Origin of the sequence: Clostridium sardiniense (assembly GCF_016907995.1) — a bacterium.
GTDB classification, from domain to species: Bacteria; Bacillota; Clostridia; order Clostridiales; family Clostridiaceae; genus Clostridium; species Clostridium sardiniense.
Window position 1 is genome coordinate 1 of the sequence record NZ_JAFBDA010000018.1, and the last position, 24,862, is coordinate 24,862.

A 24,862-nucleotide genomic window follows, 5' to 3' on the forward strand; every position below is an offset into this window, starting at 1 on the left:
ATTTTTCTTATAGAATCTTTATTTTCATAATTAATTTCTCCATAACATATTAATTGCTGTTTATTAATTTTAGATTTAAAAATACTAATTAATTTATCCTTATTAAACTTAATTGCCATTCCAGTATTACTTTTAGCATAATGCCCCCATAATAAATGCTTTTCAATAATTGTTTCATTTCCTATTTCATTAAAACAACACAATTTAATATTCCCCATAAAAGCATCTATCATTTCTTCTATTCTACTAGCTGCACTAAAATTTCTTTTTTTTAACCAATCATTAATTATTTCTTTTTTCGCTAAATTACTATCCTTATTATCTAGATATATTTTTTGTTCTAGTTCAAAATCAAACATGTGCTTTAAATCGTCTTTTACATATTCCTCTATATAAATATCAAATTTTTTTTTATTATATTCATTTTCAAAGAATGATATACTTTCATTAATATCATTCATATTTTTTATTGAATTAAATAAAAATTGATTAGTTAAAACTATTCTCATTAAACTGTTTATATTAGTAAAGTGGTACAAATCTTTTCCATTATCATATTCTTTATATTCCATGTATTTTCCTCAACTTCATTAATTTTTATCTATAAATACCTTACCACATATTACCTCCAGATATCAAATTCTCATAATACATAACATAAAAAGTAATCTAGATTCTCAAGTATATATTACCTTTCTAGAATAATTTTATGTCTTATAGATAACATATATAATATATTATTTCAAATAAAATTAAGACATAAAACAAAAAAGACGTAGATACTAAATTAATAATATCTATGCCTCTATCTATTTGTTATTTAATCCTAATATTTCCTATCATTTTTTCTTTGTACATTTATTTACTATATAAAGCTTTCCATGTATTTCTTCCAACTATTCCATCTACGCCTAATCCCTTATTTCTTTGTAAATTCTTTATAGCTGTAGTTGTTCCTGCTCCAAAACAACCATCAGCACCTCCGTGACTCCTTAAACTTGTATATCCTCTATTTAATAACCTTTGTTGTATAAGTCTAGTTATGTTTCCTCTAGCTCCTTCTCTTACAGTAATACAAGCATTTAATGTACTTTCACCCAAATAACCATCTACCTTTAATCCAGCTCCACATTGGTTATTTAACTCTCTCTGCAATGCCTTAACTTCATCTCCACTTATAGATACTTGCCATAGTGCTGTACCTCCTGTAGATTCCTCAATATGTGAAGAACCTGAACCCTTTATAGCATTTAACATTCTACCTAAAGGGAAATTTCTTCCTGGACAAGCTGTATTATAATAATGCTTATGTCCATTTACTTCGTTAATTCCATACTTAGATTTTAGATATCTAATAAGTTCTACTCCTGAATTGAATTGAGCATCTGGCATAGATGAATCTTTATCATAATTACCTTCAAAACATACTCCTAGGCTTTGAGTATTTTGTCCATAGCAATTACCACTTGTAACATTATCTGGCCTACCTTTCCACACAGAACCATCTTTTCTAACATAATAGTTATAACCAATCATAGTAAATCTCATATTTCTCATTACATCATTTAATGCTTGTACTGATCCATAATACTCTGGGTGATGGATTATTATCTTATTAGGTTTATTCCACCCTGTTACTTGGTCTTGTCCTTTTAAATATACTGTATTAATTTTCATAGTTTATTCCTTCTTTCTTATTAAATATTTTTATATTAAATTTTTATAATAAAAAAGAGCCTAGTATACTAAGCTCTAATATATTAAAATTATTCTTTTATCCAAATTCCTAAATCAAAATTCATTCCAGTTTTTATTTTTATATTTGCTATAGCTATCGCAATACCAACACTTGTAAGTAGACTATTACATAATTTTGAGTTATCCCACATATTTTCCATTAGTGATAATTCTCTGTTTCCATTAATTATTTTTTTAGCTTCTTCAGTATTTTTTATTTGTGGAAATTTCAATTCAATAATTCTATTATAATCACAACTTCCTATACTAACGTTAAGGCATGAAGTGTATTCAAGATGCCCAAATAAACCCATATTATTATTAATTATCATATCTGATCTAATTATAGAGTTTAAATTACTAAAGACATCTATTGGATATTCTATTAAATAGTTAACATACCTATTTATAAATATTAATGTTAATATATCTATCTGTTTAGATGTAATTTTAGGTATTATATTTAACGATTCATTTAAAACTAATTCTTGAATGGAGTTTCCTTTATTAACAGTTCTGTTAACCAAAGTTTCAACTAAAAGCTCTTTAGAGACTTGATTACCTCGTCTAGCATAACTCTTCTGCGCTTCATAAATAACATATCTAATATCAGGGTCTTCTGTATTTTTTATATATTCAGGATTTTTTGAATTTAAATTTTCTAAATATTCATCTAATATTTCTTCAGCACGTTCTTGAATTATTTTTTCAACTTTTTCTCCTAAATCATAAAAATTACTTTTAAATACGTTCATAGCAATATCCTTAACATCAGAATATGATATACCAGAATTATTGATAATGGTAACTTCGTTGCTTTGAATATTTGTAGAGTTATCACCACTATTTATTTTTTGGCCTTTAATCATCATCTTGACCTCCAATTTTTATGTTTACGTTTTCCCCACCTTGAATATTTGTAGAATTATTACCTGAATTAATTGTCTGTACAATTTTACCATCAACTCTTTTTTTAATAAATATGCCTATTATAGCCACCAAAATAGTTACTCCAATTCCACTAAAAAGCCACTCCTTATTTTCTATAATCCACTTCAAAGTATTTCCTCCTTTAAAATATAAATTTTATACTTTATATTTTAAGGACTGTTGAAAATTTTGTCAAAAGTTCTATTTATTCTAAACTTCTATATCTTATAAGTGGATATTTATCATTCAGTAATATTCTCTTACCACATTTAGTGCATTTATGTTCAAATTTGGGAGGATTATACTCCCAATAATTTTCACCTGTAGGAATTACATTTCCTTCATTGCAATAGTCACATATATATTTAACTAATATTGATTTTACTAGAGTTTCTTTCTCCATCTTTAAACCTCCTCATAATTCTAATAATTATTTTCTCAAACGTATTTAATTAATAATTTAGATTTCACTATTTTCATTTATTGTTTATTTGTTGGCACATAATTAGCTATTGCTGATAATTTATTTTTTAATTCATCATTTTCGCTTTCTAAATCATTATTTCTACCAGCTAATTCAGTAGCTTGTTTTTTTAAGTCATCTTCATTCAGCATAGTCTTTCCTTTATTTACTTCACCTGCTATTGCTTGTCTTACATCTGCAATTTGATTTTTTGTTAAGTATGGTACTTTTTCTAGTAATAACTTATCAAATTCATCTTGCTTACTTTTAACAATATCAGTTACATTCTCTGTTATCCTAAAGTTTTCTTCAACTATATTCCAAACAGATCTTGCAACAATAAGTAAATGCTCATACTTTTTATTTTTTAATTCTTGATTAACTAAGTCTTTCTTACTATCTAAGAAATTAATAAAAGCATCGCCCCCTTTCTTAATTAGTACTACTAATGCACTTGTGAATCCTAACGCTAAAGCACTTAGTACACTTGATAAAATTTGATTAATAAATACATCTTTCATCTAACATTCCTTCTTTCTTATTATTTTTGTGCAATAAAAAAAGACTATTAAATAAGCCCTTAATATTGAATATATTTATTGTTATTTTTAATATTAACTTTCTGAATCTGCTAACTCTTGTGCAAAATCATTTAATGTTTTTATAGCAGTCAGAACCTCTGTTTTTGACCTTACTACTACCCTTGATCCTTTGCAATTTAGCTTTTTTCTTTCTCCTGTTGTCTCATCAATTTCATCATAGCTATAAGCTATAATCTTTACTCCATTATCCTCTGTTAATCCAACTGATGTTATGTTCTTAAAATTAGCCATTATTCATCACTCCCTCCATATAATTTAAAATTTCATATGCCTTATTTGTTGTTTTATTATTCATTATCTCTTTATATCTAGTGCTTCTTAATAATTCCATATCATCCATAACGCCTTCGCCTTTAGCAATATTCTTACTAGGCTGCTTCCCTAATACTTCATCATTTATACTGTAATTAACCTTTTCATTTCTTTTCTCATCTATTCTTTTAAATCTTTTTTGCTCCACACCTTTTTGTATTGCTTTTATTTCAAAGTCAAATTCAGTTCCTGGAGTTCCTATAATTTTAACTTTATCTATAAATTTTTTAGCGACTTGAACTTTCACGTCTAAATTCTCAGATACTATACTTATATCTACTTTATAATTTACATTTGTATCAGTTACTTCCATAAACTCTCTATCAAATACAATATAACAAACTCCATTTTCATCAAGCTTTGCATTGCCTATATCTCCGAAATAAGGGCTACTAGTTTCATAAGCTTCCATTCCTATGAATCCTAAATCTCCACAATCAACAATCCTATGTTTATTGCCATGAACCCATAAATCTTGACATACTAACCCTCCGTGTTGACCATTATTCCATCCACGACCTATTCTCACATTGATATTATCCTGTCCTGATTTCCAGCAATCATAACCTTTACCATAGTTAAGCCATAAGTTACCATCACTGCTATTGGTATTTACTTGGTTATTCGATATAGACAATTCACTTATAAATAGCTCACTTGATTGTTTTTTATTTAATCCTACTAAATTGTATATTGATTCTTTACTATTAAAATTAAGTCCAGTTCCCAAATGAATCCATCCATTTTTATTACAAATTATATAACTTTGATATTTTGAGTCATCTCCCCAAATTAGGTCATGTCCTAAAGCTATATATTGAGCATAGTCTCCAGCAAATAGTCCTACTCCCTTCATATTACCGTAAGGGTATGTTTTATTTACAAAATCTCCATCTTGTCTATATACTGAAGTAAGTATCCCCAATGCATCAGAATTATCTTTTGCACATATTCCTATTTCTCCATCATTAAGATAATATGTCTTTTTATTTGTTGTGTTATAAGCAAATATTCCACCTTTTTGAAGTTCTATTCTAGAATTATCTGAATCCTTTATAGTTAACTTATCTTTATCTAATATAGTAGAAGTACCCTTAATAGCTCCTCCACTTGCAATGTTGCTATTTACACTATTAACTATTGCATTAGGAGTTATTTTACTTTCAGCATTACTAATTCTATTGGTGTTTGATGTAATTTTCCCATTTAAAGTATTAGTAGTTGATTCTATTTGTGATACTTTAGAATTTATACTGTTAGTTTTTTGCGTAAAACTACTTTCAGCGGTATTTATTTTTTCATTTGATAATTTAATTTGATTATTAATATTAGTAACTGTTTTATCTATATCACTTTTAGAAACCTTTGTATTTATTTCATTTTTCAACACATTTAAATTGCTCTGAACATTACTTACTTTACTATTAACAGTATTTATTTGTGTATTTGTGTACCCATTAGCTTCATTCTTAGCTGTATTAGCTTTAGATTGTGAACCTTGTGTATCTTCTATTTGAATCCATCCACTCCAAGTAGTATTACTTGTACCATGTCTTTGATACGTTGCTGTACTATTACTTCTAAAAGTTTGTACTGGATAACCACCACTTGCATCTCCCCAAGGGACTTTAGTCTCTAGAGTACCATATGGATTACCACTTGCTGTTATACCTATAGAATTTGAATATTTAAACTCAGTAATAGATTGATTAGGATAAGTCTTAAAATACCAACCTGGACTTTGATTATCATTTCTTGTATCTGGAATATTTCTTGATCCCCAAATAGCCTCATTCTTTTTTTGTTCAGCAATTGAATTAGCATGACTATTTGCAGAATCAATAGCTTGTTGTTTAGCTGAATTAGTATAAGAATTAGAACTATTAATGGCTTCACCTTTTGCACTTTCAATATTACTTCTTGTGTCTTCTACAGCAGGTTTCCAATCAGTTATCTTGCTTCCTATCTCATATTGAATCCCTGTCACCCATGCTTCTCCAGCAGAAGTTCCTTCAAGTAAAAACTTAGCATTAAGCCCAGTTATAGTTTTACCATCACAATTTGATAAATCTATAAAACCTCTATATTTAGTCCATGTTTCATTAGTACCGACCACACTTAATATACCTGGATACCAAGCATATGAATCAGTTCCAAATACATCTAATTCTCCAAATCTTAATCTATTCCAGTCATTCACGCCTAGTGTTACATTTCTATATTTCGCCCAAAATGATATTGCAATTTTTTTACCGTTAAATGCGTTAGGATTTATATTAAGTCCAGGAATTAAGTCGTAACCAGAAATTCCTTGCTTATTAGATAAATACAAACATTTTTTAAACGGAACTTTTTTAGATCCCTCACCAGTTACGTCTACTATTGTCCCAGCTCCTGATATAATAGGCTCTGAGAAATCTCCATTAATAAAATAATTTCTTGATCCTATAGTTATTTCATTAATTTTATTATTTGTATTTTGATTTGCAGTATTTATTGCCTCATTCTTTTTTGAATCAGCTATTGATTTCGCCTGATTAACTGCATTATTTATCGCATCTATCTTAGCCTTATCAATTTTCCCGTTTAAAAGTGTACTAGTATTGCTTATATTTGTTTCTATAGTCGAAGTCTTGCTATTTAAACTATTTACACTAACTCCAAAACTCTCTTTTGTTTGTTTTAATTCAGTAGAAACTTGGTTAATTTTCTCATCTGTTTTCTTAGCTAAATCAATTATAGCCTTTAAGTCATCAGGTGCTGGTGTCCAATCGGAACATTTTGTACCTTTTTCTATCTTTAAATTCCTATAGTCTAAATAAACATTAGGGCTGCTATCTAGAGCAATTATTAAAGCCTTATTGGTTGTACTAGGTAGCGTAAACCCTTCTAGCTTGATTCTAGTCCATTGGTCTTTTGATAAAGAAACTTGTTTCCATTTTTCATTTTCAAAATTAAATCTAGATACAACTGAATCTTTAGATACTCTAACATCTAATGACATAGAATATAATGTTTTTGAGTCAGTTACTAGCTGTTCACTTATATTATCGCCTGTACAAAAATAATATAAAGAAACTGTTTTCCCCACATCTGGAATAGCTCTATAAAACTTTCCTGTATTATCACTCTGTAAAGTAGAAGTTCCTAACCCAGTATTATTAGGATTAAATTTAAGTAAATCTGATTTTAAAATTAAATTTCTTCCACCAAACTCTATATTCGAAATACTTCTATCAACATCAGATTGACTTACTTTAGTAGATATTTGTTCTTTTAATATATTAACCTCACTTGTAGCTTTGCTAAGATTAGTATTTACAGTTGTTATTTGAGCTGTTGTATAAGCATTAGCGCTATTAATTGCATTGTCTATATTATCTTGAATATCTTCGGGCGCAGGTGTCCAATCTGTAGGTTTATTTCCTTTTTCTATTTTAACATTTTTAAACTTCAAGGTTGCCCAAGCATTGTATTGAATATCTACAAAATTATAAGTATTGGAAGAATAATTATTTATATAAGCAGTTTTTACTATCTTTTTATATGAACCAAAATCAGCTCCTCCACCGCCAGCAGGTATACTAATATTTTCAATATCTTTATCACATATATCAATATTCATAGTGGGACTTCCTGTTGCATTTGTAGAAACTAAAGCACTAAATGTCCAATAACCATTCTCTGTAATTACTCCTGAAATTCTAGCTATATTTTCACCTGTTTGATTACCTTCAAATATAAATCCATTCTCATTATTATTTCTAGTTAAAGTTACTTTACCCGCCAATTGATTCATAGGTGTAGTTTTCTTAAAAAAGTTTCTTCCACCTATTTTAATATTATTTATAGAATCAATAGTATTTTTATTGGCTTGTTTTATAGCATCTTGTTTAGTAGTATTAATATCAGTGCTAATAGTATTTGTAAACTGTGTAAATGTTTGATTATCTACTTTTAACTTAATAGCATTGTCTAAAGCTTGTATTGTAGTTTTTTGAGTTGATAATTCCTTACCATGCTCTGTAATAGTGTTATTTTGAGTTGATAATTCAACATCTAAAGTTCTATCACCTATTTGAACCTTAGTACCTTTAATAGTTTCAGTAGATCCATTTACTTGTCTTACTATGCTATTCTTATCAAACTTAGATGCATCTAAAGAATTCTCATCAATTTTTCCATATCCGTTAGTGAATCCAGCATCAGTCAAACCATTTTCATCAATTAAAGTAGTTTGTCCATCTTTACCCCTTAAAGCTAAAGTAGACTTATTATTGTCATCTATCCCTAACATAATTCTTTCATATAGTTTTCCATCTTTATTATCTAGGACTTGAAGTTTATTTCCTACAATTCTAAATCTGCCAGTTGACCCAGCTATAGTCACTTTAGATGTATCAACCGTTCCAAAGTTCAACTTGTTACCACTTAAAGAATTAATTTGTGCATCTCCTATAGCACCTTCTGCAATTATTCCACTTCCAGCAGTGATAGAATTTGCATGAAAATTATCTGCTGTTAAATTCCCAGCTAGGGCATTTTCAAAACTTGCTGTTTTACTTTCTAATACTCCAATCTTTCCTACAGCAGCATTGAGTCCAGTTATATCCGCTTTTTCGGCTTTTAGTGTCGTTATTTCAGCATTTGTTGCTTTTAAATTTTCTATAGCTGCATTCTTTATATTTGCATCTTCAGCTTTTAACTTTGTTACATCCTCATTAATTACTTTTAAATCATTAACTTCAGCTTTTTCTACCTTCAAATTCTTTATATTAGCATTTATAGTAGTTAAATCATGAGTCTTTAAATTTTCTATATTAGCATCTGTTACATTAAGCCTTCTGATTGTAGCAGTTCCAGTTACTTCAAGATCATTTATTTTAGCTTTTGTTGCATTTAGTTCTGCTACATTTACTTTATTTAAATTCATCTCATCTATTTGAGATAATATTTTATTTACTTGAGCTGCATCACTAACTTTATTTTTAAAATCTTGAATCTGATTAACATCTATATTGTCTATTACTTTTCCATTTATAGTTCCATCATCTAGTATTGCATTGCTTACTAAATTAGCTATTTCTTTAAGTTTTTCTTCTGGCTTTGGAAAATTTAAAGTACAATTTGATATAATAGCTAAATTATTATAAATGTTATCAGGATAATTAATTAGTCTAATTATTGTTAAAATCTCTGTTTTAATTAAATTCTTATGTGTTAATTTATCTCCAACTCTATAATCTAAGATATTAATTTTACTAATCTGAGATAAATCGCTTACCTTTACAATAAAAGTCTCTCGTGGTTTTGCCAATTGAGACAACCGAATTTCAGCATCTTCCTTAAGATCTTCTGGATTAGAATAATTAGTGTTTTTCCAGTATATACTTTTTATCTTATTTGAGTGGACATGATTTTCTACGAAATTCTTTCCATTATTTATTTTACTTATATCGAGGTTATTAATCCCTTTAGGAATCATTCTAGTTGCATAATCATACGAATTATCTCCGATTCTTTTTATATTTATTTCATCGAAATTATATACTCCTTTTTCCTCGCTAATCCTTATAGAAATAGTTTTTGATAATGTATTAAAAATCGGTTTGTAATTATAAACTTCAAATATATTCTTAATCACATCCAAGACGTTACTATCTATCCTTAAGATTCTTCTTATTTTTTTTGAATTTGTTACATTAAAGCTCCATCCTGTATTTAATAATACTTTATTCATAGTTTCATCTATATTTATTCTATTATTATCAAATTTACTTAATATAATTGCTTCTAAATCTTCTAAATTAAGTTGGCACTCTAATAAAGCATATTCCTCATTTATTATCTTCTTATTTTTTATGACATACTCTTGTTCACCAGTTTGTACATAGCATTCTTCCAATATATTATTATAAAATTCACTATTTCTTCTCATATAAAAAGAGAGCGATTCATCACCGCTCTCTAAGAAAGATTCTATCTTTATATTTTTATATTCTTTTAAATCACAAATTTTCTTTTTATTAATATCAAATATTTGTATTATTTTCACTTGGTCTAACTCCCTTCTTTTAAATATTTTAATTAAAGGTCTTAGCCAGACCTAACGATCTATATTTTAATTAAAATATTATATTTCCTAATTCATTTGCTCTCTTTTCAGCTAAATCTTTGAATTCTTTGTACTTAGCTTGTACTTCTACTGCATTTGCTTTATACAATTCTTTATCATTTACTACAACGTTTATATTTGCTCCAAATGTATCACGATTTAAACTACATGACATATACATTATTTGTATACCATTATCAGTGTTTACACTCCCACTTATGTTTATATCTTCTCTTATATTTGAAACTATCTTACTTGTTGTTTCGTTTTCCATTACAATTCCTCCTTAAATATAATTATTTTTAAATTTTATCTTACCATTTTCCGTATATAATTCTAAAAGCCTATCATTTAATATTGGAATATTGTATATATCCATGTTCCAAGCTATAAATAGCTCTCTTATTAAATGATAACCCCCTATAAAATTACTTCCATTTTTTAAATCTATTAAGATTTGACTCTTTAATTCATCTGAAAGTATATTTTTTCTCATCTTACGCTCCTAATAAATTAGTTTTTACATAATCTTGGACTTCTTGAATCTTCTTTTTAAGATCTTCATCCATAACTATTCTACTTTCTCTCTCATTATTTCTAACAATTACACCTTCTGAATTTATTTCAGAATAAGTAAACGTTATCATCTTTCCTTCTACGACCTCACTTATTGCTAATCCTGTTAATGTCTTCATCTATAAATCATTCCTTTCATCTAATAATAAATTATTTTTATTTGTATTTTTAATCATGTCTTTTAAATTATCTATATTTTGATTCTTGTTTACATGACTTAATGATACTAATTCTAATAATGTTTGTTGATTCTTATCTAAATTTTCCTTTGATATATCTTTAATTGTATCTAAGTTTCCATTGTTCAATCCATTATCCATGAATACTTTTTCTCTTGTTCTATCTAGTCTATTTGTCTCATAATTTCTTCTCTTGCACTTAACTTCCCAATCAAATTTAGTTCCAGGTGTTCCAATTACTTTAAAATAATTAGCTTGCTTTTCACAACATTGAACTTTGGCTTTTAAGTCATCTGAAATTATATCAATGTGTACCCTATATTCTATATCTGTGTTTACTGTCTTAACAAATATAGGATCTAAATAAATATAACAATAACCTTTTTCATTTATAGTGCCTCCACCATTGTCGCCAAATTGTGGTTCTGCCATTTCATACGCATGAAGTCCTATAAAACCCAGTTCTTTTGTGTTAACTATATTATGCTTGCTACCATGAACCCATAAATCTTGACAAACCAATTGTCCATGTTGTCCATTATTCCATCCTCTACCTATTCTCACATTAATATCATCCTGATGTGCATTATATGTATCTATACCCTTACCATAGTTAAGCCATAAGTTACCATCTGCTGAATTTGTATTTACCTGATTTCCACTTACGCATATACTATTCATCAAAGTATCCTCTTTACCCCAACGATTTATTGAAGTTAATCCTCTAACTTGATTATCATGAAAATCTAGTGTTGTATACACATGTCCCCAACCTTTTTTATTAAAGGTAATATACTCATCATATTTGCTATCATCACCCCATATATCATCATGTCCCAAGGTAAGATATCCTGCATAGTCACCTGCAAATATACCAACTCCTTTTATATTTCCTCCTGGAGTAGTTAATGATACACCATCATTTAAAGTCTTTTTATACACCGAAGTAATTATCCCAAGCGGATCACTATTATCCTTGGAGCATATACCTATTTCACTATCGCTCATATAATAAGTTTTTTTATTTGTTGTATTGTAAGCAGTTATATTTCCTTTTTCTAGTTCTACTCTAGAATTATCTACATCCTTAACAACAAATTTATTCTTATCTAAAACTGTCGATGTTCCCCCTAACACTTCACCATTACTTAAACTTTCATTCACACTGTTAATTATAGCTGTTGGAGTAATCTTGTTTTCTGCTTCATTTATTTTTTTTACATTTGATTCAAGCAACTCATTAAGCCTTTTAGTTGCATCAGCCTGAGTCTTTATATTTCCTTGATTTACTTTTATATCATCAATTATTGGATCAGTAACTTCTTTAACTTTAACTCCAATACTTTTTTCAGTCTCACTTATTGATATTTTAGTTGTATCGAGACCTTGTTTAATCTCATCTAATTTTTTCTCAACATCTAATTTTATATCCTTTAATTCACTAGCTTCATCTATAGCAATATTTAATTCTTTAGTAGCACCTTTTGCACTAACAGTTGTTGTTTTTAAAGTTTCGTTGGCTTTATTTGCTATATCCACATTTTTAGGTAATTCTTTATTTAGCTCCACTCCTGTATTTACAACAGGCGTTAATTTATCTAGTAGTGGTTGCCCTATATTTATGTCACTTTTTAATGCTAAGTCTAATGGAGTTCCAACTCTTATATCTTCTGCAAGTTTAGGCTCTAGTATTTTTGCTTCATTTACTGTATCTTTTAATTCTTTTGTTACAACTATAACATCCCCCATAGTCTTTATAGCATCTAGAACTATTTTTCCTTCTTTTAAAACATCCCCTAATGTTTCTATAACATTTCCATTAGCATCTAAAACTGTATATATCCTATCTGCACCAATAAGTTCTACCCCAATACCATGAAAATCAATTATTACGTCTTTACCAGCCATACTTTTATCAAAATATATAGTAGAATTATTATTGATATAATATGAGTTAGGTTCAATTTCATCAAAATTGAATACTTGATACATTCCTTCTGGCTGTATAATACTAACGCCTTTAAATTCATCAGGTATCTCTTCTAATAATACTTGATTATGTACTGGTGAAACTTGACATGGTTTTATTATATGTATTGACTGCGGATTTCCATCTTTATCAATATGATATTTAGTTATAATCTTCTCAATATTCTTCATTTAACACTCTCCTTTCTTTTATATTGATACAAATTCATTTAATGAAAGTAGAGCATCTATTCTACCATTTGTATCGGATTTTATTTCTATTATATTTACACCGTTTAACTTTAGATGTCTACCAATATTTAAATTAATATCTTCATTTATACCGCTTGTTACTAATTTTCCATTAACCACCACTTGTACATTTCTAGGCATGCCGTATTCAACTATAGAATATATTGGTTCATGTCCGTGATTCTGCATATTAACAATATGATTATGTGTATCGTCTTGATAAATATCATTAGTAATATTTTTTCTAGCACTTTGTTTAAAAGTAGCAATATTACCTAGTGTCTCAAAATTATCGCTATAGCTGTTTAAAATAAAATAGTCAGTCCCATTAGAGTCTATTGACGTTACTACCTCTTTCTTTCCTCCATCTTCTACGCCTTTAAAAGAAGATCTATATTTATCTAAATGAACAAACAAATTAGCACTTCTAATTTCTTTTACTCCATTCGATATAGGGCAATACATTTTTAATGGATGATATTTACCAATATTATCTGTTTTAGAAATAGTATCAATTTGCGCCATACCATCACCGCTAATCATAATTCTACCTTTGCTGTCATACATCAAAAAGCTACACATTGTTTTCCCATTACTTTCATAGAATCCTAATCTAGCTTTTAATGTTTTATCTTCGTTATAGACACTAAGCCCATTTTTATCTATTCTAAATGTATTATTTGGGTTTGCTAAATTCATCCTTTCTCCCACTACACCAGTTCCAAAAATACTTTTAGCAACAACCCCTTTATCATCAGCTATTACTTTACAATTAGTCCAATTATCTTGTGTAACTGCCATAAACCCACTACCAATATACATTTGATTATTAGTAGTGCCATTGCTTTTATCTGTACACCATACCCCTGAGTCTGTAATATCTGTTTGATTTGTATTTGATCTACTTGTAATTGCAACATTAGATGTATCAATACCTTTAGTTTTTATATCTCTAATAACCATGTTTGTAGATGTACTATCTATCCATGTATTTTTCCAAGTTGATATTGCATTTTTACTATAATCAGCTTTTCTAGCTACATTTCTTATAGTTTTCAAGTCATGATATTTCTTTAATTTATTTTCTAAATCAACACTGTCTATTTTTCCACTCACATTATTCTTAGGCGGGATATATTTAAATCCAGTTACAATTACTGTTCCATCTTCAATATCCTCATTACCATCTTCATAGACTATATGAGCCTTATTACCAAGTGAAACTACATTTTTCCAACCTCTAGGGTGTTTAGTTAATCCTGCTACATTACTTTTAAAAGATATAGGTATCTTATTTCTTTCCTCAAGAACCAATTTAGAATTACGATACAACTCATCTGAATCTGTATAATAATCATCTTGTTGTCTTTCGGAATATATGAATTCGTCTAACTCATTAAGATCCTCATCTGTGAATATAATTCCATCAGAATCTTTAGCATCTTTTTTAATTATTTTTTTATTGCATTCTTGCATTTTATCATCTATTATTCTTATACTATCTTTTAATGATGTTAAATCCTTCATTGTTTTAGATATAGAATTCATTAATTTATTTATTTCTTCTTCTATTTTCTTATAATCATCAGCAGCTAACTCACTTTTTTCTTCACCAGCTTTTATATATGCTACTTTTAAAGAATCTTGAACCTTCTTTTTTTCATTTAAATCTGAAAGCTGCGCTTCTAAATATAGGCTATCTTGATACTTACTATCTTTCTCTTCCTTAAGTTTATGCCACTCATTGAATACTTCTTGAGTTAATTTTTCATATCTCATTAGAGCTATTTGCAATTCATTACTTATGTTCCCTTGTCTTATAATATAACTAAAATCCTCTATATAGCTTGTGCCAAGTGGATTTACCTCATTGATACTAATACCATCTTTACCTTCTACTACAAGTCTAGTGATTACTTCATCTACCCTTAAATCCTTTTCTACTCCAGTCATATATTGATCGTAATACAAATAGAATCCTGAATCTCTACCCAAATTATCTCTACTTATTACATTTATTATTTTATTATAAGTATCGAACTCAAATAAACAATCATATGCAGTAGCGGTTATATCCCTTAAAAATGGCAACCATTGATGAGTACCTTTATCCATAGTTCTATATTTAGTCTTTGTTCTTACTACTTTATTTCCAGTATTATAAGTCAAATATATGCTTTTTATATCAACATCTAAGTTTTCTAAATATGTAAAGTCTTTTTTTATTTTTTTTACAAATCCATCTTTAAGTTTGAATTCATATTTAATAACACATTTATAGTCATCACTTATACCATAACTGGCTTTTATATTAACTATAGGTTGTCCAAATTTATCAAAGTCATGCTCATAGTTTTCTTCTTTAAGAACATCACTACTTCTATTATCCGTAGACTTTATATTTGAATATTTTATACTGAATTTTAATGCCTTATTTCCAATGTCTATATTAACTGGTATGTCATAAAGCACAGTATCCCTCTGTACATTTTTAACTACTAATGGCTCATACAATTTTATATCTTTTGTTTCATCATAAAAACCAGTGTCAGCTTTAGCCATAGAATCAACATATCCTATTTTCCATGTAGTCTGAGTTTCAATCCAATTCAGTATCCCTTCTTCTACATCAATTTTTTCATCTTTGGCTTTATATAATTGAAAAGTACCATCTGGAACTGATATATCTTTCTTAAATAAATCAAATTCAAAAGATTTAGCAGTAACTTTCTTTTTGGATATATCTTTATTACCTTCGATTTTTATATCACTAATTATATATCTTTCACTTTCATTAACTACTATAAATCTCTTTGGTTTAACTTTATCGTATATTAAATTTTTAATTGTTTTTTCTTTATGAGTAACCTTACTAGGTATAGTTAATGTCATAACACTAAAGTCTTCTAATTTATAATCTATGCTCTCTATAAACTCATTAGGTATTTCGCATATTTCTTCTCTACAGTTTTTATATAAAATAGCTTTAAAAACTTCATCCCTTGAATTTATCTTTACTTTTCTGAAAATAATATCACCTCCTTACTTACATTAGTGCTATTGGATGTTGGTTTATAAATTTAATATTGCATTCACCAATTATTTTAAGTCTATTTCTACCATAATTTAGCTTTAGCCATTCTTTATTAAACTTATTGAATATATTTCTATTTTTATCATTCATGCTAACCACATCTTTAAGACCATCATTGTAGACATATATATGTTCGTTAAATTCTAAGCCATCAAATATAACTCTCTGATTAATAGACTCATTTATAATCTCTAATCTTGTAGTTCCATTCAGTAATTCAACTTCTATGTCTGGATATATAAACTTCTCTAAATTAGAGCTATTATATATTTCAACTCTTTTTTCTCCATTTACTCTAAAATAATCAATTAATTGATTACTATATGCATGTGGTGCATTTAATCGCATTTCTAAATTTATATATCCTTCTTTAGCTGCATTTTCAAAATTTCTTCCTTTGGTAAAAATAACATAATAAACTATTCCTGTATTATCAAAACTCACAAAGGGCTTATATTCCTTTTGGAATAACCACCTACATATTTCTTCTAACTCACCTTTTTTATATGGTTTAGCTATGTTGTATTCATTCATTTTCATTATTGTAATTGGTATTGTAGGAACTTTCCTTTTAACGCCTAAATATATCGGAATATCTGTTGCAGAATCATATTCTTTTATTTCTTGCTCAACTCCAAATATAATATCTTTATTTCCACCATCAACACTAACTATTTTTAAGTTTTTATCCTTACTGCTTTTACCATCAAATTGAAAGTATCCATCTCTAAATTGCAATATCAATCACCACCTTTTACTTTAAAATTTATATTTTAAGGAGAGTCCTTTGAACCCTCCTTAAATTTAATTAATATATTCCATTTTCTTCTCTTATCTTCTTCATGAGTTCTCTGTTATTCTCATCAAGCATTTTTCTAACATCTTCTGGCTTGCTTTCATTTAAAGTCCCTATATGTAAATCTGATTTGATATCAATGTTTTTACTTGCTGGCATTGCCATCATTGATATAGGCACTGGTATTTTAGGCATTTCAATCACTGTTCTTCCAGCGTTATTTATTCTATTAATATCTTGAACTCCTAAGTCCTTATTCATTTTATTTAACTCTGAATATAAGTTCTTAGTAGCTTCCAACTTATCAATGAACTCTTGCATTTTCAATGAAGAATCTGCAAATAATTCACCTTGATCCTTATAATAACCACTAATAGCATCTCTTAGCTTAATAACATGTCCTTCTATTTCTACAAAACCTTTTTGAATCATACCTTTTGCTAATTCTGCAATTTTATCATCAGTATAGTTTTCATCTAATGCCTTTTCCTTTTCATCCTTTATCTTATCTATTTTATCCATCTGGTCGTCAAATGCTTTATCTGCATCTTCTCTTTGTTTATCTCTAATAAACTTATTAAGATCCTTTTGAGCATCTTCTTGTTCCTTTAGATAATCTTTTAATTTGGATTGACCTTCAGCACTTAAATCTCTTCTAACTGATTCTATTTTAGAATTTATTTCATGTAATTTCTTTTGCTTTTCTGCTAATTCTTCTTCAAAATCTTCATTTTTGTTTTTGTTATCATATAAATCTTTTTGCTTTTGGACTTCTTCTCTTCTCTTATCAGTTTCCTTTTCCCAAGCCTTCTTACGATTTTCTATTTCATTTTTTATAACTTCTGTTACTTGTCTTTCAGTATCAGCCATCATATCAATAAATTTCTTTCTGCTATCTTTTATTGCTTTATCAACTTCTATCCATTCCTTTTTTAATTTTGGTAATTCAGATGAAGTTAATTCAAAATATCTATTAGCTGCGTCTTCTAGTTCTTTGAAGTCTTTCTTAGCTTTTTCTTTAGATTTATCTGTATTAGCCATTCTATTTACTCTAGCCTTTGCATCTTCTAAAGCTTTGGTATAGTTATCAATGTCTCCATTGTGGGCATGTAATCCCTTGGAATTAAGTTGTCTTTCTAATTCTCTTGCTTCTTTTTGTTTTGCACCAATGATATCATCTATAGCATTTTTCTTTTTTCTATATAATCCTATCTCATTGTTTATATATTTTATTCTATCTTTATTGTTAGCTAACTCTTCACGAGTTGCATTTTCATCTAAAGCATTATTTACATCATTAAGCGCATCTTGTAAAGATTTGTATCTATCTATCTTTTCATCGATATCTTCTATGTTTACTGAATTAGTCGAAGATGAACTTTTTCCTGAGCTACCTTTACCACCACCTCCAGAACTAGACTTACTTGGCTTATAGGAACTCTTCTTTGGTTTATATGAACTTCTTCGTCCTCCGCCTGAACTTCTAGGACTATAATTTGATGATATAGGAGTATAAGATGAATCTCCTTGTATTGGAGTAAACCCGCCACCTCCATCTCTTAATGGCCCGACTTTTTCCCTTTCTTTCTCTTGTCTATGTGCTTCAGCATCAGCTAATAACCAAATACCTCTTGGATCTCCTGCGGAATAAACCTTAGTATCACCAATTTTCATTTCTTGTCCTGGTTTTAAACTGTTATACATTCTCATTGTTTGGCTTACAAATTGTGATGTAGCACTTAACTTACTAGATAATGCATTACTATAATTAGTTACATCTGTGCCATATACACCGCTAAGGTTATTAGCCATTTGGTCGTGCATACCGACAATTGAGTTAACTACTCCAGATGTTTTTTCTCCTTTTGCATCTCCTGCATTTCCATGATTTGTTACATCAGTTCCATATCCTACTCCAAGTCCATTAACTAGATTATTATATCTTGCAAATATAAAATCACTAGTCGACGCTGCATTTTGCCCTTTTGTACCTTCTGCATTGCTATGATTTCCTACGTCTGTAGCATATGAACCAGATTTATTATTTATTTCATTATTAGTTATTCCTGATCTATTATTAGCACCTACAGCTGCATTTTGAGTTTTATTGTCCTCTGCTGTAGTCTGGTTATTAACATCATCATTATATGTACTATTTTTATTATTTGCTTCATCCTGTGCTATTTGTGACCTATTATTAGCACCTTGAGCTGCTACACTATTCTCTCTTTGTTGAGCTATAACTGCTTCATCAACAGCACTATGATAAGCATTAATCTTTTCTTTACCTACATCTCTAAGTCTTCCTTTCATTACACTTAGCATAGAATTCGCATCACCTAATGAAGCAATAAGTTTATTATCATTAGTTCCTAATATCTTAGATATCATATCTTCACTTAACTTACCAGTCTTCTGAAATTCATCCATTGCATCTTTAATTACTTTTTCCTCTGATGCAAATCCATCGAATGCATCTTTTAAAGATTTTATTTGTTTCTCAGTTTGTTCTGCTTTATCTTGAAGATCCATTAATCCGTTCCCAAAATCATTTGTTCCACCTTTAGCTTCTTCACTTGATTTATTTACATCTTTTAATGAATTCTCATAATCTTTCAATGCACCTACAGCATTAAATCCAGCTATATTATTTATGTCATAGTCGGTTTTTCCAGCACTCCTATAGGCTTGTATAGCCTGTCTCAAACCTTCAGCCTTTTGAGCAGTATCAGACATTTCTTTCTGCATCTTTTTCAAGTCATCAGTGCCTTGTCTAGCCCATGCAACCGCACGACCATTGCCAGTTTTAGATATTGCTTTAACTGTTTCACCATTTTCTAAATCTTTTTGAAGATCTTTAAACTCTTTTACTTGCTTTTTATAACCTTGCAAATCTTTCTCAAGGCTTTTGTTCTTCTTAAAGAAATCTAATGCATCAGTTCTTGCTGCTTCTTTCTTTAAATCTATTTGTTGTCTAATTATTTCATTATTTGTAGCTAGTTTCTTTCCTTCTTTATCTAATCCTGTATATGTTTCTGGGAAAGTATCAGCCATCTGCCTTTGTAAATCAATTAATTGTTTTTGCAACTCAGCTCTTTCTTGTTCATTTTTGGTATCAGCCATTTGTTGCTTTATTTTTTCCATCTTGCTTAAATTATTTTCTGCTTCATTTATTTGCTTTGATGAAGCATCAGCATTTTTAATATATTCTGCATTAAAATCTGCAAGCTGACTTTTTGTCATATGAATTGATTTTTGTAATTTACTAAATCCTTCAATGGCCTTTTCTATGACAAATGAGGCTATTAGGGCTATTCCAAAACTTAAAGCTGATTCTAATAAAAGTGCTGCTCCTCTAGTTGCTATCATCGCTACTTTAGTAGCCGCTAGTTTACCTTGTAACGCTATCATAGAAGTTCCATAACTTATTACTGATTTTTCACCATTCTTATATGATTGACTAAGTTTATCAATTGCTCCTGCTTGTTTTATTGTTCCATCGGCATTTCTTTCACCCTGAATATCAATTATCTTATCTTGGCGTTTTTTGATCATTTCATCAAATTTACCTTTTAACTTATCCATTCCCCAGACATTTTCTTCTATTCTCTTTCTGAATTTATCTGAAAATAACATGAACCCAGCTGTTACAGATGCTAATATCGACGGAAGCGCTCCAAATGTATCAACTAATTTCTTCACAACATTAAGAACTCCTGTAGCTCCGCCTATCATGCCTTTAAGAAAATCTGTATTTGCGAGATCCATAGTAAGACCTTTCCATGTTTCTTTTAGTGCATTAATCTTTCCTTTAAGACTGTCCATATATGCTTTTTGTTCTAGTTGGGCTGAATTAATGCTGTTATTGGATTTCTCTTTTACTTTTTCTAAATCTTTAGCATTTTCCATTATGCTAAAGAATACATTTGCATTATCTTCTATTTAACCACGCTAAAGTTAAATATTTATATTATGTTTTTAATAAAATTATTAAGTATATCTTTATAGTCTTCATCTTTGAATTCCCAATAAGGTATTCTTAGCATTGGTATATTATTTCTTTTTGCGAAATCATCTTTTATTTTATCTATATTTTGTTGATGTTTAAATCTTTCTTCTCCTCCAAAGACGTCTATTTTGCTAAAATGCTGACTACCATCAGTTTCTATAAGACCAACTATTTTAGATTCTTTAAATAGTGCAAAATCTATTGGCAATGCCCTTTTGAGTTTACATTCCTTATTTTTATATTGATATTTATATTTAATATTATTTTCCTTTAAAAATAATTCCGTTTTATACTCTAAAGATGATTTCCTTTTAGAACATATATCACATCTGTTTTTTCCTGATATAAAAGTACCCCATCTTGTGTAAAATATATTACCACATTTACATTTAAAAATTAATTTTTCATCTCTTGAATGATATTCTTCTGATAATAGTTCACAATTTAAATTATTATGTTTAATATATAATTTTACATTGTATATTGTATAAGGATTAGAAGGGTGTACAATATAAGAAGAAAAACCTAGTTTTACATTATTATAGGTTGAATATATTAAATATCCCTCTTCATTTAAAGCAGTAACCTTTTGGTCATTTCTTTCTACCTCTTTAAATAAAGGAGTAAAACCATTTTTTATAAAAACTCGTTTTACATCTTCTATATTATTTCTTCTATTATTTATCTCCTTGACTTTTGAACATTTATTACATAAATGTTTTTTATTATTCTTTATATGTTGGAAGCAAACCTCAAATATATCACCACATTCTGAACAATACCATTTCATTTTTTCTATTAAAGATATATATTCATCAGAAATAGTATATGTTTTTATATTATTTCTTTTTAAATATAAATTTATATTATAGATTGAATAAGGATTACTCTTATGCCACAATCGATAAGAACCATTATTAATTTTAAGAAATTCTAATGATATGTATGCTAAATATCCATCTTTATCTATAGCTGTGAACTTAGTTTTACTATTTCCAATTTTATTACCCAATAATTTTAAATTATATTTATTGAAAATGTATTCTATATCTTCTAATGTATACATAATTTTTCTCCTTGTTAAATTTATTTTTTATTTATTTTATTATATCATAAATATATCTTTTTTTATTGTAGTTTATTAAAAATTAACATAATATTTTCTCTAGCTTTCACTAGATGTTGAGACTATTTCTTCACCTTCACCATTACATGTTAAGGGCAGACCTTTTCGATTTAAGGGATTCTCACCCACTACTTTTATATAGCGTATTGTAGCCCTACTCCTATTGCTTATCTCAAAGCTCATGGATAGTCGTTGAAGATTCTTCTATTCGAAGCTTTCCTGCATGAACAACCATTGTTTATGAATACTTAGGATTTAACCATATATTCATCTCTAAACTTTTTTCTACTTTCGTAACATTCACGCATAGGTATATTTCATCCTTACGTTGTAGTATTAGAGCTTTAGGTATTACCTGCAATTAAATCTGATTTACACGCAAATTTCTCTACGTGCAAGGCATATTGTTACCTGATGTTTACCAGCAATTTGTTCACCTAGCATTGCTTTTTGCTGGTCATTTAAATTTCCCCAGACCTTGGAAAGGTCATTTAAAATATCATATGTACTTTTGAATTCTTTATTCCCATCTTTGCCTAATTGAGTTATTTTAACTTGACCATCGGTAACACTATTCATCATTTTCTCTAATTTTGGTTTTGTACCTTCGGCAGTCTTTTTCATTCCTCTTAAATTCATCGAAATTGTTTTTAATCCATTACCAACTCTACTTGGCAGTAATATTATCCATAAGACTTTTTATTCCTATGTTCTAGGAGTTTCCTCCATTACACTATGTTAATTCATAGTTAGCTTAGCATACATTTTCACCCTCGTTTAACGTTAGGCTAATCTAAATGATTAGGATATACCTTTAATATATCGTGGAGAACACTCTTGGAAGGGTTATATTCTATTATAATAGCTTCACCTTCTATGCGTTACGGTACAGTAGGGTTTTAAACCTATCAATTATATCACTATAATTTAGTTTTACTAGAACCTGTTACCTCGGTATTTTCATATCTTATAGACTTAGAATTCACCGATTTTGCTCTCTAATTATATTAAGTATTTCTACTTAACACGACCTGTATTTGATCTTGTACTACTGAGTTGGCTGCTGTTATCATTGCTATAGACTCTGATACATCATTTCCAGCAACGTGTAATGCTGAAGCTGATCTCTGTAATGCATCCCCAATTCCGCCAGCTGAAATTGCAAAAGAATTGCTGACTCCATTAAATTTATCAACAACACTTAATGCATCCTTAGCTTCTATGTTAAAACCTTTCAATGTACTAATCATTGATTTTGTAGCTTCTTCTCTACTAACATCACCAACATTAGAATATATTAAAGATGTTTTAGCTAACTCCTTATCTTCATTGAACTTATTGAATCCTGCTTGTGCGAAATCCGCTGTGGCATTAATAATTTCTTGTGTGCTATGTCCAATTTCTATAGCTGTACTATTAGCTTGTTTTTCAAATTCTTTATATGTACTTGTTGTTTCCGATGTAACCCTCTTCAGATTAACCATTGCAGAGTCCATCTCTATAATATTATCTATACCAGTCTTTATTGTATTAAATCCTGCAAATAAAACACTTCCACCTATAGCAAATGATGCTATGTCTCTTATTGTGCCTCTTATTTTACTTCCATAAGCGACCAATTCATTTGTTTCTGCTTTTATTGCATTTGTTGAATTTTTAATTCTATTTCTTTCAACATTACCTAATATCTCATTCTCTTGAATTAATCTTTGATATTGCGCTATCTGTTTTTCTAGTTCAACATTTAATTGTGCCTGTTTTTCTTTGTTACCATAACCTGAATTAACTTTTTCTTTTAAACCAGTTAAGATAGATATTTGTTTTTCTAAAAATTGAGTAGATTTATTTACTTCAGCAGCATATCCACTTTCCTTCTTAACTAAATTGTCTAGTTCTATAACTGATTTATTTAGAGTATTTCTCTCCTGTTCACTTAATAAATTCCCTTGACTCTTTAATTCATTGATTCTATTTTGAAGATTAGCTATTTTCTCTAAATCAGAAGAATTATTATAATTCTCATTAGTTCTATTACCTCTTACAGATAACTCTCTTACTTTATTTAATTTCATAGCCAAGTTATCTAAATATCTTTCTTGTGCTAAAAATGAATTCTCAGCTTTTTCCTTATTATCAACTATCTTTTTAGATATCAAGTCAAAAACTTGTACGACTTTACCGCCTTCTTCTTTAACTGTCCAACCATACTTTTCTACAGCTTGTCTAGCTTGATCATATTTATAAGTTAAAGTAGTAGATTTAACTGATCCATTTTTATCAGTTATAGTATTCATTTTAGCTAACTCACCATTTACTAGTTTGAATTCATTTCTCGCTAAAGTAGCATATCTTAAAATATTCTCAAAATCACCTTTTACTGATTTTAAGTTTGAACTTGGAGATAGTTTTATATCCTGAGTATTTAATGATTGTTTTATCTGTTTATTTAGATCTCTAAGTACACTATCTGCATTTCCTAATTTCAGATTTTTTATATTTATTGTTAATTGCTTAGAAATTTTATCTAATTGTCTTTGTATTTTATCAGTAACTTTATCAACATCTTTAAATTCCACCTTTGAAATAGATAAATTAAGTTTCTTACCTAGCTTATCTACATCTTTTTGTAATTTATTTTGTACTTCTTCAATATCTTTTAACTTTAATCCAATTAAAATATTTGGGTTATTTGCCATCTATCCA

At 28.6% G+C, this 24,862-nt stretch carries 18 protein-coding genes; all 18 read right to left on the bottom strand.

Features of this window, described 5'->3' with window-relative positions:
• Window positions 1-572, bottom strand: a 572-nt coding sequence (locus JOC62_RS13490; RefSeq protein ID WP_204595806.1) for a DUF2971 domain-containing protein, incomplete at its 3' end; no start/stop codon positions are given.
• Window positions 573-858: 286 nt separating this feature from the next.
• The gene (locus JOC62_RS13495; protein ID WP_243425078.1) at window positions 859-1,677 is read right to left on the bottom strand and encodes a peptidoglycan recognition protein family protein; all 819 of its coding nucleotides are present in this window, start codon (window positions 1,675-1,677) and stop codon (window positions 859-861) included.
• A gap of 89 nt (window positions 1,678-1,766) precedes the next feature.
• Entirely contained in the window at window positions 1,767-2,609 is an 843-nt protein-coding gene (locus JOC62_RS13500) for an LPO_1073/Vpar_1526 family protein (RefSeq protein ID WP_204595807.1), read from the bottom strand.
• Window positions 2,599-2,796 carry a hypothetical protein gene (locus JOC62_RS13505; protein ID WP_204595808.1) on the bottom strand — a complete coding sequence of 66 codons (198 nt, stop codon included), beginning with the start codon at window positions 2,794-2,796 and terminating at the stop codon, window positions 2,599-2,601. Before JOC62_RS13505 ends, JOC62_RS13500 begins: the two co-directional genes overlap by 11 nt.
• A 76-nt stretch (window positions 2,797-2,872) precedes the next feature.
• Window positions 2,873-3,070, bottom strand: a complete 198-nt coding sequence (locus JOC62_RS13510) for a hypothetical protein (RefSeq protein ID WP_204595809.1) — start codon at window positions 3,068-3,070, stop codon at window positions 2,873-2,875.
• A 77-nt stretch (window positions 3,071-3,147) separates the two neighbouring features.
• On the bottom strand, window positions 3,148-3,651 hold the full coding sequence (locus JOC62_RS13515) for a cobalt ABC transporter permease (protein ID WP_207758198.1): 504 nt from the start codon (window positions 3,649-3,651) through the stop codon (window positions 3,148-3,150).
• Between the two features lie 93 nt (window positions 3,652-3,744).
• Window positions 3,745-3,963, bottom strand: a complete 219-nt coding sequence (locus JOC62_RS13520; protein ID WP_204595810.1) for a hypothetical protein — start codon at window positions 3,961-3,963, stop codon at window positions 3,745-3,747.
• The gene (locus JOC62_RS13525; RefSeq protein WP_204595811.1) at window positions 3,956-10,099 is read right to left on the bottom strand and encodes a prophage endopeptidase tail family protein; all 6,144 of its coding nucleotides are present in this window, start codon (window positions 10,097-10,099) and stop codon (window positions 3,956-3,958) included. Before JOC62_RS13525 ends, JOC62_RS13520 begins: the two co-directional genes overlap by 8 nt.
• Before the next feature lie 70 nt (window positions 10,100-10,169).
• Window positions 10,170-10,433, bottom strand: coding sequence for a hypothetical protein (locus tag JOC62_RS13530; protein WP_204595812.1), 264 nt, complete (start codon window positions 10,431-10,433; stop codon window positions 10,170-10,172).
• 12 nt (window positions 10,434-10,445) lie between these two features.
• Complete coding sequence (locus JOC62_RS13535; protein WP_204595813.1) at window positions 10,446-10,655, bottom strand: hypothetical protein; 210 nt, start codon at window positions 10,653-10,655, stop codon at window positions 10,446-10,448.
• A 1-nt stretch (window position 10,656) separates the two neighbouring features.
• Window positions 10,657-10,854 (bottom strand): hypothetical protein, encoded by a 198-nt coding sequence (locus JOC62_RS13540; protein WP_204595814.1) that lies wholly within the window; start codon window positions 10,852-10,854, stop codon window positions 10,657-10,659.
• Complete coding sequence (locus tag JOC62_RS13545) at window positions 10,855-13,074, bottom strand: hypothetical protein (RefSeq protein WP_204595815.1); 2,220 nt, start codon at window positions 13,072-13,074, stop codon at window positions 10,855-10,857.
• Window positions 13,075-13,092: 18 nt separating this feature from the next.
• On the bottom strand, window positions 13,093-16,026 hold the full coding sequence (locus JOC62_RS13550) for a hypothetical protein (protein ID WP_204595816.1): 2,934 nt from the start codon (window positions 16,024-16,026) through the stop codon (window positions 13,093-13,095).
• Between the two features lie 154 nt (window positions 16,027-16,180).
• Entirely contained in the window at window positions 16,181-16,966 is a 786-nt protein-coding gene (locus JOC62_RS13555; RefSeq protein ID WP_204595817.1) for a phage tail domain-containing protein, read from the bottom strand.
• Between the two features lie 70 nt (window positions 16,967-17,036).
• Entirely contained in the window at window positions 17,037-20,933 is a 3,897-nt protein-coding gene (locus JOC62_RS13560) for a hypothetical protein (RefSeq protein ID WP_204595818.1), read from the bottom strand.
• Window positions 20,934-20,989: 56 nt separating this feature from the next.
• The gene (locus JOC62_RS13565) at window positions 20,990-22,099 is read right to left on the bottom strand and encodes a hypothetical protein (RefSeq protein WP_204595819.1); all 1,110 of its coding nucleotides are present in this window, start codon (window positions 22,097-22,099) and stop codon (window positions 20,990-20,992) included.
• A gap of 432 nt (window positions 22,100-22,531) precedes the next feature.
• Window positions 22,532-22,783: a phage tail tape measure protein gene (locus tag JOC62_RS13570; protein WP_243425079.1), complete on the bottom strand. Its 252-nt coding sequence runs from the start codon at window positions 22,781-22,783 to the stop codon at window positions 22,532-22,534.
• A 383-nt stretch (window positions 22,784-23,166) separates the two neighbouring features.
• The gene (locus JOC62_RS13575; protein ID WP_204595821.1) at window positions 23,167-24,855 is read right to left on the bottom strand and encodes a phage tail tape measure protein; all 1,689 of its coding nucleotides are present in this window, start codon (window positions 24,853-24,855) and stop codon (window positions 23,167-23,169) included.
• Window positions 24,856-24,862 lie beyond the last annotated feature (7 nt).

Coding starts and splice junctions, on each gene's coding strand:
- JOC62_RS13510 (WP_204595809.1), bottom strand. CDS start 3,070: ATGGAGAAAGAAACTCTAGTAAAATCAATATTAGTTAAATATATATGT.
- JOC62_RS13545 (WP_204595815.1), bottom strand. CDS start 13,074: ATGAAGAATATTGAGAAGATTATAACTAAATATCATATTGATAAAGAT.
- JOC62_RS13535 (WP_204595813.1), bottom strand. CDS start 10,655: ATGAGAAAAAATATACTTTCAGATGAATTAAAGAGTCAAATCTTAATA.
- JOC62_RS13570 (WP_243425079.1), bottom strand. CDS start 22,783: ATGAAAAAGACTGCCGAAGGTACAAAACCAAAATTAGAGAAAATGATG.
- JOC62_RS13550 (WP_204595816.1), bottom strand. CDS start 16,026: ATGACATTAACTATACCTAGTAAGGTTACTCATAAAGAAAAAACAATT.
- JOC62_RS13560 (WP_204595818.1), bottom strand. CDS start 20,933: ATGGAAAATGCTAAAGATTTAGAAAAAGTAAAAGAGAAATCCAATAAC.
- JOC62_RS13515 (WP_207758198.1), bottom strand. CDS start 3,651: ATGAAAGATGTATTTATTAATCAAATTTTATCAAGTGTACTAAGTGCT.
- JOC62_RS13495 (WP_243425078.1), bottom strand. CDS start 1,677: ATGAAAATTAATACAGTATATTTAAAAGGACAAGACCAAGTAACAGGG.
- JOC62_RS13500 (WP_204595807.1), bottom strand. CDS start 2,609: ATGATGATTAAAGGCCAAAAAATAAATAGTGGTGATAACTCTACAAAT.
- JOC62_RS13520 (WP_204595810.1), bottom strand. CDS start 3,963: ATGGCTAATTTTAAGAACATAACATCAGTTGGATTAACAGAGGATAAT.
- JOC62_RS13540 (WP_204595814.1), bottom strand. CDS start 10,854: ATGAAGACATTAACAGGATTAGCAATAAGTGAGGTCGTAGAAGGAAAG.
- JOC62_RS13575 (WP_204595821.1), bottom strand. CDS start 24,855: ATGGCAAATAACCCAAATATTTTAATTGGATTAAAGTTAAAAGATATT.
- JOC62_RS13530 (WP_204595812.1), bottom strand. CDS start 10,433: ATGGAAAACGAAACAACAAGTAAGATAGTTTCAAATATAAGAGAAGAT.
- JOC62_RS13565 (WP_204595819.1), bottom strand. CDS start 22,099: ATGTATACATTAGAAGATATAGAATACATTTTCAATAAATATAATTTA.